The sequence below is a fragment of the Paenarthrobacter histidinolovorans genome (genome assembly GCF_014647595.1).
Lineage (GTDB): Bacteria > Actinomycetota > Actinomycetes > Actinomycetales > Micrococcaceae > Arthrobacter > Arthrobacter histidinolovorans.
Genome location: NZ_BMPM01000002.1, coordinates 68,981 through 81,287, shown reverse-complemented (window position 1 = coordinate 81,287; position 12,307 = coordinate 68,981). Strand labels below are relative to the sequence as shown.

15 protein-coding genes are annotated in these 12,307 nt (G+C 64.8%); 12 read left to right on the top strand and 3 right to left on the bottom strand.

Annotated features, from left to right (window positions below):
* The first annotated feature begins 4 nt into the window (after window positions 1–4).
* Window positions 5–484, top strand: coding sequence for a DUF1579 family protein (locus IEY62_RS05010; RefSeq protein WP_189014600.1), 480 nt, complete (start codon window positions 5–7; stop codon window positions 482–484).
* Here IEY62_RS05010 and IEY62_RS05005 read toward each other — a convergent pair.
* Both IEY62_RS05005 and moaA read right to left on the bottom strand, forming a co-directional pair.
* On the bottom strand, window positions 481–747 hold the full coding sequence (locus tag IEY62_RS05005) for a MoaD/ThiS family protein (RefSeq protein WP_189014598.1): 267 nt from the start codon (window positions 745–747) through the stop codon (window positions 481–483). The genes IEY62_RS05010 and IEY62_RS05005 overlap by 4 nt on opposite strands.
* A gap of 4 nt (window positions 748–751) precedes the next feature.
* Window positions 752–1,891 (bottom strand): GTP 3',8-cyclase MoaA, encoded by a 1,140-nt coding sequence (gene moaA / locus IEY62_RS05000; RefSeq protein ID WP_189014596.1) that lies wholly within the window; start codon window positions 1,889–1,891, stop codon window positions 752–754.
* A gap of 133 nt (window positions 1,892–2,024) precedes the next feature.
* Here moaA and IEY62_RS04995 point away from each other — a divergent pair, with 133 nt between their 5' ends.
* Genes IEY62_RS04995 through IEY62_RS04955 form a run of 9 tightly spaced genes read left to right on the top strand, consistent with a single transcriptional unit; the run spans window position 2,025 to window position 9,642 of the window.
* Window positions 2,025–2,771 carry a response regulator transcription factor gene (locus IEY62_RS04995; RefSeq protein WP_189014594.1) on the top strand — a complete coding sequence of 249 codons (747 nt, stop codon included), beginning with the start codon at window positions 2,025–2,027 and terminating at the stop codon, window positions 2,769–2,771.
* Window positions 2,761–4,005 (top strand): sensor histidine kinase, encoded by a 1,245-nt coding sequence (locus IEY62_RS04990; protein ID WP_189014592.1) that lies wholly within the window; start codon window positions 2,761–2,763, stop codon window positions 4,003–4,005. The genes IEY62_RS04995 and IEY62_RS04990 overlap by 11 nt, the downstream gene beginning before the upstream one ends.
* On the top strand, window positions 4,002–5,591 hold the full coding sequence (locus IEY62_RS04985) for a molybdopterin-dependent oxidoreductase (protein ID WP_189014590.1): 1,590 nt from the start codon (window positions 4,002–4,004) through the stop codon (window positions 5,589–5,591). The genes IEY62_RS04990 and IEY62_RS04985 overlap by 4 nt, the downstream gene beginning before the upstream one ends.
* Window positions 5,592–5,647: 56 nt before the next feature.
* On the top strand, window positions 5,648–6,871 hold the full coding sequence (locus IEY62_RS04980) for a molybdopterin molybdotransferase MoeA (RefSeq protein ID WP_189015677.1): 1,224 nt from the start codon (window positions 5,648–5,650) through the stop codon (window positions 6,869–6,871).
* Window positions 6,859–7,395, top strand: a complete 537-nt coding sequence (gene moaC, locus IEY62_RS04975) for a cyclic pyranopterin monophosphate synthase MoaC (protein ID WP_189014588.1) — start codon at window positions 6,859–6,861, stop codon at window positions 7,393–7,395. The genes IEY62_RS04980 and moaC overlap by 13 nt, the downstream gene beginning before the upstream one ends.
* Entirely contained in the window at window positions 7,392–7,895 is a 504-nt protein-coding gene (locus IEY62_RS04970; RefSeq protein ID WP_189014586.1) for a MogA/MoaB family molybdenum cofactor biosynthesis protein, read from the top strand. The genes moaC and IEY62_RS04970 overlap by 4 nt, the downstream gene beginning before the upstream one ends.
* Window positions 7,885–8,340, top strand: coding sequence for a molybdenum cofactor biosynthesis protein MoaE (locus IEY62_RS04965; RefSeq protein WP_189014584.1), 456 nt, complete (start codon window positions 7,885–7,887; stop codon window positions 8,338–8,340). The genes IEY62_RS04970 and IEY62_RS04965 overlap by 11 nt, the downstream gene beginning before the upstream one ends.
* 51 nt (window positions 8,341–8,391) lie before the next feature.
* Complete coding sequence (gene dapB, locus IEY62_RS04960) at window positions 8,392–9,150, top strand: 4-hydroxy-tetrahydrodipicolinate reductase (protein ID WP_189014582.1); 759 nt, start codon at window positions 8,392–8,394, stop codon at window positions 9,148–9,150.
* A 3-nt stretch (window positions 9,151–9,153) separates the two neighbouring features.
* Window positions 9,154–9,642: a hypothetical protein gene (locus IEY62_RS04955; protein ID WP_189014580.1), complete on the top strand. Its 489-nt coding sequence runs from the start codon at window positions 9,154–9,156 to the stop codon at window positions 9,640–9,642.
* Here IEY62_RS04955 and IEY62_RS04950 read toward each other — a convergent pair.
* On the bottom strand, window positions 9,618–10,853 hold the full coding sequence (locus IEY62_RS04950) for a heparan-alpha-glucosaminide N-acetyltransferase domain-containing protein (protein WP_189014578.1): 1,236 nt from the start codon (window positions 10,851–10,853) through the stop codon (window positions 9,618–9,620). The genes IEY62_RS04955 and IEY62_RS04950 overlap by 25 nt on opposite strands.
* Before the next feature lie 106 nt (window positions 10,854–10,959).
* Between IEY62_RS04950 and IEY62_RS04945 the strand changes: the two genes are divergently transcribed.
* Window positions 10,960–11,295: a hypothetical protein gene (locus IEY62_RS04945; protein WP_189014575.1), complete on the top strand. Its 336-nt coding sequence runs from the start codon at window positions 10,960–10,962 to the stop codon at window positions 11,293–11,295.
* Window positions 11,296–11,374: 79 nt separating this feature from the next.
* Window positions 11,375–12,307 carry a 4-hydroxy-tetrahydrodipicolinate synthase gene (gene dapA / locus IEY62_RS04940; protein ID WP_189014573.1) on the top strand — a complete coding sequence of 311 codons (933 nt, stop codon included), beginning with the start codon at window positions 11,375–11,377 and terminating at the stop codon, window positions 12,305–12,307.

Sequence of the window (12,307 nt, the reverse complement as noted above, 5' to 3'; positions counted from 1 at the left end):
AGTGATGGACCTGCCCGCAACCGGTCATGCTGCCGATGTTCTGCGGGATTTCATTGGCCATTGGAGGGGCATTACGGAGATCGCGCCGTCCCCGTGGGGGACAGCACGGACGGCTGAGGCCGAAGTGGTGTTTTCCCAGGCCGCCGGTGGACACGCAGTGGTCCAGAGCTACAGGCACCGGGAACCCGACGGTGCCCATTTCGAAGGACACGGCATGTTCACGGTCGACCGCGACCATGGCGACACCCTGTGGTACTACGTGGACAGCATGGGAAAGCCGCCGACCGCTCCCGTCAGGGGAACGTGGAGCGCGGGAGTCCTGACCTTGGAAAGGCGCACCGCCGATGGCGTGGCCAAGCACACCTTCCGCGTTGAAGATGGCGTCCTGGTGCACACGGCTGACTTGCGGCTGGAAGGCCACACCGCTTTCAGCCCCCTGCTCAAAAGCGTGTTCCGGAAAACGCCGGTACAGCCGCGCCCCTAGCCTCCGGCGAACGGCGGAAGGACGTCGATGACGTCTTCTGTGCCCAGCGGCACAGAGTGGTCCCGGACGGCCACTTCATTGCGGAGGAAGCTGCTGCGGGCCACTATCCTCGCCAGAGTCGGCGTACCCTCCGGAGGCGCCGGACGTTCGACGGCGAGGACGGCTTCCAGGAGTCCTTCCAGACTGGTGCCTTCCGGAAGGGCATGGAGTTCTTCTTCGACTCCCGCTGCCGCGCGCGCGGCAGCGAAGTAACGAACCAACAAGTTTTCAGCCTCCGATTGCGCTCATGCTGCGGTCCGGCTGGACGAAGTCCGCTGCGCCGAGACCGGTATGGTCCATGCCATGGGCCTTGGGCTTGATCCACATGGCGTCCTGCCAACGTCCGGCGAGCTCGGCATCCGTCGCCCCGCTGCGAAGCAGCCCCAGGAGATCAAACTCTTCACGGGAGAACAGACAGCTCATGATCTTGCCCTCGGCGGTGATGCGCGTGCGGCGGCAGTCCGAGCAGAACGGTTCGGTGACAGAAGCGATAATGCCGACTGTACCCAGCACGGGACCGGAGGCATCCCCGGACGCTGCGTCCCGGCGTCGTACTTCAAAGCGCTCTGCTGGAGCGCCGTCCCTTTCGCGGGGATCGCTGGACAGTACGAAGTCCCGGGACAGGAGTCCACGGATCTCCGCGGCCGTAATCATGTTGCGGCGCGTCCAGCCGTGGTCGGCGTCGAGGGGCATCTGCTCGATGAAGCGAAGTTCGTAGCCGCGGCCCAAGGCCCAGGCCAGGAGCTCCGGGGACTCGGTGTCATTGATGCCACGCATGAGCACGGCGTTGAGCTTGACGGGACCCAGGCCTGCCGCCCAGGCGGCATCCACACCGGCCAGGACCTTGTCCAGGAACGGACGGCGGGTGAGTTTGGTGAATGTTTCCTCATGCAGGGAATCGAGGGAGACATTGATCCGGGTGAGGCCGGCAGCCTTCAGGGCAGCAGCTTTCTTATCCAGCCCCACACCGTTGGTGGTCATGGAGATGGGAAGGTCCGGATGTTCGCTGCGGATGCCGGAGATGATATCGGCGAGGTCGGCGCGGACCAACGGTTCACCGCCGGTGAGGCGGAGTTCCCGGACGCCGAGGGCCGTAACGCCGATGCGTACTATCCGGACGATCTCATCCCGGGTCATGACAGCCTGCTTGGAAAGCCAATCGAGGCCCTCGGCAGGCATGCAGTACGTACACCGCAAGTTGCATTTGTCTGTCAAGGAAAGACGCATGTCAGTGGCGCGACGACCGTACTGGTCCCACAATCCGGCAGGCGTTCCGGCAGGTCGGGGTGGCGGAGCGTGCCCGCCGCTTTCCGCGCTGCCTGCGGCACTGCTGGAAGGGGGCATCGGCATGCCCAACTGAACACTCATAAATTCAGGCTACGCCACCGCGGGCCGATCAGTGATACCCGTTACAGTCATGAGTTCTTACGGAATCCGTACGGTTCGCCGGGGAGCGGCGGAATCGCGTGCCGGGCACCCCCGGCAAACTTATGCTGAGAGCGTGACCACAAATACGGCAGCGTCAGCGGAGCCCGGAAACCGGCGTATCCTCCTCGTTGAGGACGAAGAGACCATTGCCGCTGTTGTCCGCGACTACCTGGTGACGGCCGGCTTCCAGGTGGACACCGCCGGTGACGGCTTTACCGCCCTGGCGCTGGCAGGGAAGCGCAAACCGGACCTGGTCATCCTGGACCGCATGCTGCCCGGACTGGACGGCGTGGAAGTGTGCCGGCGACTCCGGCAATCCATGAGCGTGCCAATCATCATGGTCACGGCCCTGGGAACGGAAGATGACCGGATACTGGGGCTTGAGATGGGGGCTGACGATTACGTCACCAAGCCGTTTTCTCCCCGGGAACTCGTTCTGCGCGTCAAGTCGGTACTGCGCCGAAGCATCAAGGACTACGCGCCCGAACCCCCGGTCCAGTCAGCCGGCCTGGAACTCGACCCCGCATCCCGGACCGTCACACTCCTCGGTGCGCCGCTGGCTTTGACGGCCCGTGAATTCGACCTCCTGGCCTTCCTGATGCGCAGGCCCAACCAGGTGTTCAGCCGTGAGGAGCTCATCAAGGCAGTGTGGGGATGGGACTTCGGAGACCTCTCCACGGTGACCGTCCACGTCCGGCGGCTGCGCGAGAAGATAGAAGCAAACCCCACCAAGCCCGAACTCATCAAGACCGTGTGGGGTGTCGGCTACCGGTTTGACGTTGTCCCGGAGGGAAACCGGGAGGCCGCCCATGGAGGGTAGCGAGCTCTGGACCATCCTTGCGTGGGTCCTCTTCTGGGCAGTCCTGATCGGCGCTGCGACGTTGCTCCTCCTGAGGTTGCTGCGTGGGGCGTCAGTACTGGCTCAAATCTGTTTGGTGGTTGTTGCCACCGTCGCGGTGCTGGTGGCCGGGATGGTCAGTGCCTTCAACGCGATGTTCATCTCCGCCAGGGACCTCGAAGTGATGTGGTACATCCTGGCGATGGCGTCGGCCGTGGCCGTTGCATTGGCTCTCGTGCTCGGCGCGGGAGTGTCCAGGAACGCAGCACGGCTGGTTGATGCGGCCCGCAGGATCGGCCGGGGCGAAACGCTGGAACACTCCGCTCCCGGGGGCAAGAGGGCCGCACCTGCCATGACATCGGAGCTCGCGGAACTCGCACAGGAACTTGAAGCCAGCAGCCGGAGCCTCGCCGAATCCAGGGACCGGGAAGCCGCCATTGAGACGGCCAGACGTGAACTCGTGTCCTGGATTTCCCATGACCTGCGCACACCCCTGGCCAGCATGCGTGCCATGGCCGAGGCCCTCGAAGACGGCATGGCCTCGGATGTGCCGGGCTACTACCGGAAAATCATCGGGCAGACCGAGCAGATGACCGCCATGGTCAACGACCTCCTGGAACTATCCAAGATCCAGGCGGGGACACTGCACCTGCGCGCTGAGGCGCTGGACCTGTACGACCTCGTCAGTGATGCCCTCTCGGATCTGGCCCCATTGGCAGCGAAGCGGGGCATCAGGCTCGACGGCGGTGGTGACCGTGAGTGCATGGCCGTGGCGGACGGACCCAGCCTGGCCAGGGCCGTAAGGAATATCCTCCTCAATGCCATTATCTACAGCCGGCCGGAGACCGACGTCCATGTCAGTGTGGGGCGGGAGAACGGAAGCGCCGTCATTGCCGTCCAGGACCACTGCGGTGGCATTCGGGAGGAGGACCTGCCGCGCCTGTTCGAAACGGGTTGGCAGAAAGACCCCTCACGCGGCGCCCAGGAGTCCCTGCAGGGAAGTTACAGCGGCGCGGGCATCGGACTCAGCATGGTGGCGGGCATCGTCAAGGCGCACGGGGGATCAGTGACGGTCGGCAACGTCGACGGCGGCTGCCGCTTCGCCCTGAAACTTCCGGCGGGTTCGTTCCCCGGGCCGTCGCTTCCCACGGCTTCACCCAAGCCTGGACTGCAGGGCAGCACTGAAACAAACAAAGGCCTTGGAGGCACATCATGAGCACGCCCGTACGCAACCACGCCAAAACCGGAAGCCCCGCCGGCGGACCGCGGTTGTGGGCACCCGCCGCCGGTCTCGCCGCCGGGGCGGCAGGGATTGCGGCCGGGGAACTCACCGCAGGATTCCTCAGCCCACTGGTTTCTCCCGTAACGGCCCTTGGCGGGGCAGTGATAGACGCAGTGCCGCCAGGGGTGAAGGATCTGGCCGTGCAACTCTTCGGCACGGCCGACAAAGTCGTCCTGGTGGCCTCCATCGTGGTGGTCGCCGGATTCCTTGCTGCGCTCGCCGGGATCCTTGAACGCCGGCGGCACGGACTTGGGCTGGCACTTGCCGGACTGGCGGGCGCGGCGGGACTCACCGCCGTCGTGACCCGTGCCCAGGCCAGCCCGCAGGCGGCACTGGCACCGATCGTCGCTGCTGTTGTGACCATGCTGCTCTTAAGGATGCTGATCCGGAGGCTTGACACCTGGGTTCCGCGGGCCAGCACAGTGGATGAGCACAGCGGTGAGCAGGTGCCCCTTGCCAGGCGGAGCTTCCTGAACGCCATCTCCGGAACTGCGCTGGCTGCAGTGGTCGGCGGAACCGTAACCGCCATCCTCACACGGGCAACCGCTGTGGCTGCCGGGTTCCGAAGTTCGTTGGCACTGCCGGCACCTGCAACGCCACCGCAAACCGTTCCCGCCGGCGCCTCGTTGCCCGTGCCGGGCATCAGCCCGTTGGTGACACCGAACACGGACTTTTACAGGATCGACACCGCTTTGACCGTCCCGGCCATCGACCCGCCCTCGTGGAAACTGAAAGTCACCGGAATGGTGGAGCGTGAGATGGAACTCGACTTTGCCGAACTCCTGGCCAAGCCCATGACGGAACGCCACATCACCATCGCCTGCGTTTCGAACAATGTTGGCGGCGATCTCATCGGAAACGCCCTTTGGCTGGGGTGGCCGGTGCGCGAACTGCTCGCCATGGCCGGACCCAAGGCCGGCGCGGACATGGTGCTGTCCACCAGCAACGATGGCTGGACCGCCAGCACACCCTTGGAAGCGCTCACGGACGACCGTGACGCGTTGTTGGCTATCGGCATGAACGGAGAGCCGCTTCCTTTGGAGCATGGATTCCCCGTCCGCATGATCGTGCCCGGACTCTACGGGTTCGTCTCAGCTACGAAATGGTTGACCGAACTCAAAGTCACACGTTTCGCGGACGACACCGCGTACTGGACACCACGGGGTTGGAGCGATCACGGGCCCATCAAAACGCAGTCACGCATTGACGTGCCACGCAGTGGGCGAACGGTGCAGCCAGGAAAAGTACAATTCGGGGGCGTTGCCTGGGCACAACATCGCGGCATAGAACGCGTAGAGCTCCGGGTCAACCGCGGTGCCTGGCAGAGCGCGCAACTGGCCAGCGCCATCTCCACCGACACGTGGTACCAATGGCAGATCGGCATCGATCTCCAACCTGGCGATTACGAAATCCAGGTCAGGGCCACCGACGCAAGTGGCCAACCGCAAACCGAAGACAAAGCCCCCGTCGCCCCCGACGGCGCCACGGGATACCACACCATCAACGTGAAAGTGGCCTGAGGATCTACGCTGGGTACGTCCGGACCATAGCCGGAGCCCATTGTGCCCCCAGGAGGATATCCGTGCCCAGATCCGTTGCAGCCCACCGCCAGGCAGTGGCGGAATTGCTGACAGCTGCCGCCGCAAGGAAAGGCACGCTCCGGCTTCCGCTGATGGACGCACTCGGTAGGGTGCTCGCTGTCGACCTCCACGCACCGCTGTCCCTGCCGCCCTTCGCCAACTCCCAAATGGACGGCTTTGCCGTCCGCTCAGCAGACATCCCCGACGGCGGTGCGAGGCTCCGCGTAGCGGCGCCAGTTCCCGCAGGTGCCGCGCCGGAAGCCCTGAAGGCAGGCCATGCTGCTCCGATCATGACCGGAGCCATGATGCCCGAGGGCGCGGACGCCGTCGTACCTATTGAGAAGTCAACGCCCGGCACCTTCCCGGCGCCCACTGATGTGGACGCAGAAGTGGAGCTGCCAACGGTAGAGCCCGGGACGTACGTGCGCGACTGCGGCAGCGACATCGAAAAGGGGGCGCTGGCGCTGGCCGCCGGCACACTGCTGGGACCAAGCCAGCTGGGGCTGCTGGCCGCGCTGGGCCTGGGCGAGGTGGAGACCCGCCAGCCCCTGCGCGTCCTCCTGGTCACAACAGGGGACGAGGTCCTCGAACCGGGAACCGAACTGACGGCCGGCAAGATCTACGACTCCAACGGAACGCTCCTGGAAGCATCCATGCGCCAAGCCGGACTCGACGTGGTCCGCACCGGCATCTCGGGCGACCAACCCGGGGACCTGCTTGCAGTCCTGCGGCAGCACCTCAGGAACACGGAAAAGCCGGTGGACGTGATCGTATCCACCGGGGGAGTGAGCAAAGGGGCCTACGAAGTCGTACGCCTGGCAATGACTGGACATCCAGTGGAATTCCTCCACGTCGCCATGCAACCTGGCGGGCCGCAGGGACTGGGTACTTTCGAGGGAACCCCGTTCGTCGGGTTCCCGGGCAACCCCGTCAGCTGCCTGGTCTCCTTCGAGATGTTCCTGCGCCCCGCTCTTTCGCAGGTTGCCGGAACTCCCTCGCCCCGGCCCGTGCTGCGGGTGCGCCTGGCCGCCGACCTAACCTCGCCGGAGGGCAAGCACCAGGTGCGCCGGGGCACTGTGGTGGATGGCGTTGTCCGCATGGAAGGCGGTGCCGGCTCCCATCTGGTCCACGCCCTGGCCCGCGCCAACGCCTTGGTGCAGATCCCCGGGGACGTCACGGAACTCGCCGAAGGAGACGAAGTGGAAGTATGGATGCTGTGAACCACACTCCCGATACCCCGGCAGGCCCCGCAGGCCTGACCCACCTGAGGCAGGACGGAACCGCCCAGATGGTGGATGTCTCCGAAAAAGCCGTCACGACCCGCGAAGCCACCGCCACGGCCACGGTCCGCTCCACCTCCGAAGTCCTCGCCCTGCTGGGTGCCGGCGAACTGCCCAAGGGCGATGCGCTCGCAGTGGCACGGGTGGCCGGCATCATGGCTGCAAAGAAAACACCTGAACTGATCCCGCTGTGCCATCCCCTGCCCATCTCCAAGGTCACTGTGGACTTTGAGCTGGGGACGGACTCGGTGGGCATCCTGGCCACGGTCAAGACACGGGGCGTGACCGGCGTCGAAATGGAAGCGCTGACGGCCGCCTCCGTTGCCGCCCTCAGTGTTTACGACATGATCAAGGCCGTGGACAAACATGCCGTCCTGGACGGCATCCGGGTTCTGTCCAAGAGTGGTGGCAAGAGCGGAAGCTGGGATGTCTCCGGGAATTCCAGGCCGGAGGCAGGCGCATGAGCGCATGCGAGCCGAACGCGCACGGGCCCCGGAAGGCCGGCGTCGTGATTGCTTCCACCCGGGCCGCGGCCGGGATCTACACCGACGAGACAGGTCCGATCATTCTCGACTGGCTCAAAGAGCACGGCTTCGACACGTTCCCCACCATGGTGGTCCCCGACGGCGAAGCTGTGGGTGCCGCCCTCAGGGCCCTGCTGACCCAGGAACCGGCCGTTGTCATCACCAGCGGGGGAACGGGCCTCAGCCCCGACGACCACACACCGGAGATGACGCTTCCACTGCTGGACCGGGAGATTCCGGGCATCATGGAAGGCCTCCGCCGCGCCGGCGCTGCCAAGACCCCCATGGCGATGTTGAGCCGCGGCCACGCGGGAGTTGCGGGCAAGACATTTATCATCAACCTGCCGGGATCGCCCAAGGGGGTCATGGACGGACTGGCCGTCCTTGACCCTGTGATCGGGCATCTCTGCGAGCAATTGGAAGGAAACCATGGGCACTGAAACAGACTTCGAAGTCGTCAGCGCTGTCCTCAGCTCCGAGCCGATCTCGGTGGACCAGGCCATCAGAGCGGTGGAATCGGACACCGCCGGTGCGGTGGTCAGCTTCAGCGGTGTCGTGCGTAACCACGACGACGGCAAATCAGTAGACCGGCTCAGCTACAGCGCGCACCCTACAGCGCACCAGGTCATGTCCGACGTCGTGGCGCAGCTCGTGGCCGAACACTCGGGCGAGGCCGAGCAGCCGGTCCGAATCTGGGCGGCGCACAGAATCGGCACGCTGGAGATCGGTGATCCCGCGCTGGTATGTGCAGTTGCAGCTGCCCACCGGGGACAGGCGTTCGCCGTTTGCTCGGAACTCGTGGACCGGGTCAAGGAGCAGGTTCCCATCTGGAAGGAACAGTTCTTCTCTGACGGGACCGTGGAATGGGTAGGCGCGGGGGAGTAGGACGCAGTCACGGTTCCTTGGCGGGTCCTGCCCGGCGGTAGGGTTAAAGGCATGACCGAACAACTTGCTGTTGCAGTGCTGGGCGCCAATGGGCGCATGGGAATCGAAGCCGTCAAGGCCATTGAAGCAGCCGGGGACATGACGCTGGTGGCAGCTCTCGGCCGCGGTGATTCCCTGGAGAAACTGCTCGACGCTGGTGCACAGTACGTTGTTGACCTCACCGTTCCGGACATCACCGAAACCAACGTGCGCTTCGCCGTTGAACACGGAATCCACGCCGTGGTGGGTACCACCGGTTGGAATGCCGAAAGACTGGAATCCCTGCGCGCACTGTTGGAACAACAGCCGGACACCGGTGTTCTGATCGCCCCCAACTTTGCCCTCGGCTCAGTGCTGGCGTCCGCGTTCGCGGCCAAAGCGTCGCGGTACTTCGAATCCGTGGAAGTCATCGAACTGCACCACCCCGACAAGGTCGATGCCCCCTCGGGCACGGCAGTGCGCACGGCCCAGCTCATTGCCGGGGCCCGCAAGGAAGCCGGGGTGCCGGCAAGCCCGGACGCCACCGAGACCTCGCTGGACGGTGCCCGGGGATGTGACGTGGAAGGGATCCGTGTCCACAGCGTCCGGCTCCGCGGACTGGTGGCCCACCAGGAAGTGCTCTTCGGCGGGCCTGGCGAACAGTTGACGCTGCGCCATGACTCCTTTGACCGCGCGTCCTTCATGCCCGGAGTGTTGTTGGGGCTGCGGAAAGTGGCAGCAAACCCCGGCCTGACGGTCGGCTTGGACGGCTACTTGGACTTGGGGCTCTAGGACGTGGGAAATTTCCTGGCAACCCTGAAGAAGAACCGCACCAAGATCTGGGTGGGTGCCATCACCTTGCTTTTGGTGTTGTACCTGGTGGTCTCGGTCCAACGCTCGTTCCTTTTGCTCGGTGATCCCAACCTGGTTGCCAAAGGCATCGGGGCGGCCTATCTGGTGCTTCCTGTCATTGGTGCCTGGGCCATGATCCGCGAGCTGCTTTTCGGCGCCCGGACCGAGCAGATGGCCAAGGTGCTGGAAGCCGAAGGTGGATTGCCGGAGGACACCCTGCCACGAACCCCGGGCGGACGGATTGTTCGCGCCGCTGCCGATGCCGAGTTCGAGAAATACCGGGCCGAGGCCGAGGCCGCGCCGGGGGATTGGCGTTCCTGGTTCAGGCTGAGCTGCGCCTACGACGCCTCCGGTGACCGCAAACGTGCGCGCGCATCCATGCGCGACGCCGTGAAGCTGTTCCGGTCTCAGCCCACCGCCGCCGGACGGTAGCTGCCCAGCCTCGACGCCATGTGGGCCACCCATTCCAGGGGTCCGCGCCGCCGGAGCAAGGCGAAACACATGCCGATGCCGATGGCGCCGAGTGCCTGCGTCCAATACATGCCTTCGTCGGTCCACCCGGCGGGAAGAGGCTGGTTGGTAAAGCCCGAGACCACCCACACGTGTGCGGAGTACAGGCTCAAGGTCATGGCGCCCGGTCCACTGAGCACCAGCAGGAAATTGACTTTCAGGCGTTCGGCAAGCCTGCCAAGAAGCAGGAAAATTCCCACAACGCCGGCGGCAACACCGCTGGTGTGCAACAAGTCCAATGTGGTGCCGGCATGCGGCGAAGCCGTCGCCAACCACCACCACGAGTCCACTTGTTGGAGCCCTGCGAGATTGACCTGGAGCATGCTCTCCAAGGGATAGCCCCGGGTGCCGGGAAGCACCGACAGGGCTGCCCGCCCGCCCCAGGCCTCCATGGCCAGCACGCCGCATATTTTCGCCATGCAGGCCACAACGATTCCGGACGTCAGCAGCATGAGCGGCACCCTCGCCGTCGTCAGTGCCAGCCGCCCGATGACCAGGCCTACCAGGAGGTAGGAAATCCACTGGAACACCGGGTAATACCCGGTGAAGAACAGGTCGGCGAGCAGGCGGCCGGGATTTTCCAGGTCTTCCCAGCCGGGGTTGTGCCCCAACTGGAGCGGCGGGTTCGCGTCCAGGAGCATCGGGCGGACCAGATATGCCAGGACCGGTGAAACAAGGATCCACCCTGCCGCCCAGAAACACAGGGTCTTCAGTCGCAGGCCCAGGAACGGCAGGATGCACAGGAACAGCATCGCGTAGTGCACCAGGATTACCGCGACGTTGACGTCCAGGCCTCCCAACGCAAGTCCGACGACGGCGATCACCACCGCGCGCATTGCCACGCCGCCCCTCGCGGACCAAAGCTCGGCACCGCTGCGGGGGTCCTGCTTGCCGGTGGACAGGGCAAGGCCGATTCCGGCAAGTACAGCGAACAGCGCAGCGGACCGGCCCGAGAACACCAGACCCACCATTGTTGGCTCCCACTGGGGAGCCGGGCCGAAGGTCGGCATCAGGTGCGTGGCCATCATGCCAAGGAGGGCTGCGCCCCTGGCTGCATCAACGCCGGTCAACCGGGTGGGAGCCGCGCGTTGCCCGCGTGTCTTTCGCGGAGGCGCCGTCTCTTGCGAAGTCATGCAGCGATCGTCTCACAGCCGGTCCCGTCGCCGGCCGGGAGCGGCTGCTGCGGCGTTGCCGGCCCGCGCCCTTGTGTTCGAATATATGTTCGAATAACATGGCGGCATGAACGATGTTCCAGAGCGGCCGGATGGCATGGGCGGCCCCATGAAAGCGATGAGTCCGGGAGTGGTCGACTTCCTTTTCAGGCAGCTCGTGGCCGGCGAACCTCCCGAAGACACACAATGGCGCCGCGAGGGTAAGGTGCTCGCAGAGCAGGCCCCTGGTGCTGAATTGGCGCGCCGCTTGTCCGAAACGGATGTGGAATCACTGACGCCCCTGGAACTGTTCGAATACGTTCGGGCTTCACAGCGCTTGGTTGCCTGGGCAGAACAACTCAAAGAGCGTGCCGTGGGGCAATACTGCTCGGGTCAGCGCGCCCGTACACCCGGGGTTGCGTAGACTCCGTGGCAGGGCGCATGAGGACCGTCACGCGATACCCATTCTTGTAACGAGGCCGTGACAGGGTAACGTTTTTCCTATGTCTGACGTTCGCGCGCCCATTCCCGCCCTTGGTACCCTGCTGACCGCCATGGTCACCCCCTTCACCGAAGACGGCAAGGTGGACTACGACCAAGCCGCTGCACTGGCGGAAAAGCTTGTCCAGGATGGCTGCGACGGACTGGTGGTTACCGGCACCACCGGCGAGACGTCCACCCTTACGGACGACGAAAACCTGGGCATGTTCCGGGCTGTCAAGGAAGCCGTTGGCGGCAAGGCAGCCATCATCGCCGGCACGGGAACCAACGACACCGCGCACTCGGTGCACCTTTCGCAGCGCGCTGCGGAGTTGGGCGTTGATGGTCTCCTGATCGTCACCCCTTACTACAACAAGCCAAGCCAGGCCGGCGTACGCGCCCACTTTGAAACCATCGCCTCGGCCACCGACTTGCCGGTCATGCTCTATGACATTCCGGGCCGGTCCTCCATTGCCATCGCGCCGGAGACCATGATCGAGCTGGCCAAGCACCAGAACATTGTTGCCGTCAAGGATGCGAAGGCTGATTTCGCCGCCGCCACCCGCGTCATGGCTGAGACCGACCTCCTTTTCTACTCCGGCGATGACGGCCTGACCCTTCAGTGGATGGCCCTCGGCGCCGTAGGCCTGGTGGGTGTCACCACGCACGTGGCCACGCGCCGCTTCCGCGAGCTGATCGACGCCGTCAACAACAACGACCTCGCTACGGCGCGGTCCATCAACTTTGAACTGGAACCGGTGGTTCGTGGAACCATGACCCGGGTCCAAGGCGCAGTAGCCGCCAAGCAGATTCTCAAGTGGCAGGGAGTCCTGCCCAACTCGGTTGTCCGTTTGCCCCTCGTGGAGCCGGACGCGGCCGAGATCGAAATCATCCGCGGGGATTTGGCGGAAGCCGGAATGGACTTCACTGTCCAGGATGGTTCCGCCGGAAAGTAG

Bases quoted from the DNA above. Each gene is read 5' to 3' on its own strand.
- IEY62_RS05010 (WP_189014600.1), top strand. From the start codon at position 5: ATGGACCTGCCCGCAACCGGTCATGCTGCCGATGTTCTGCGGGATTTC.
- moaA (WP_189014596.1), bottom strand. From the start codon at position 1,891: ATGAGTGTTCAGTTGGGCATGCCGATGCCCCCTTCCAGCAGTGCCGCA.
- IEY62_RS04990 (WP_189014592.1), top strand. From the start codon at position 2,761: ATGGAGGGTAGCGAGCTCTGGACCATCCTTGCGTGGGTCCTCTTCTGG.
- IEY62_RS04985 (WP_189014590.1), top strand. From the start codon at position 4,002: ATGAGCACGCCCGTACGCAACCACGCCAAAACCGGAAGCCCCGCCGGC.
- moaC (WP_189014588.1), top strand. From the start codon at position 6,859: ATGGATGCTGTGAACCACACTCCCGATACCCCGGCAGGCCCCGCAGGC.
- IEY62_RS04970 (WP_189014586.1), top strand. From the start codon at position 7,392: ATGAGCGCATGCGAGCCGAACGCGCACGGGCCCCGGAAGGCCGGCGTC.
- IEY62_RS04965 (WP_189014584.1), top strand. From the start codon at position 7,885: ATGGGCACTGAAACAGACTTCGAAGTCGTCAGCGCTGTCCTCAGCTCC.
- dapB (WP_189014582.1), top strand. From the start codon at position 8,392: ATGACCGAACAACTTGCTGTTGCAGTGCTGGGCGCCAATGGGCGCATG.
- IEY62_RS04950 (WP_189014578.1), bottom strand. From the start codon at position 10,853: ATGACTTCGCAAGAGACGGCGCCTCCGCGAAAGACACGCGGGCAACGC.
- IEY62_RS04945 (WP_189014575.1), top strand. From the start codon at position 10,960: ATGAACGATGTTCCAGAGCGGCCGGATGGCATGGGCGGCCCCATGAAA.
- dapA (WP_189014573.1), top strand. From the start codon at position 11,375: ATGTCTGACGTTCGCGCGCCCATTCCCGCCCTTGGTACCCTGCTGACC.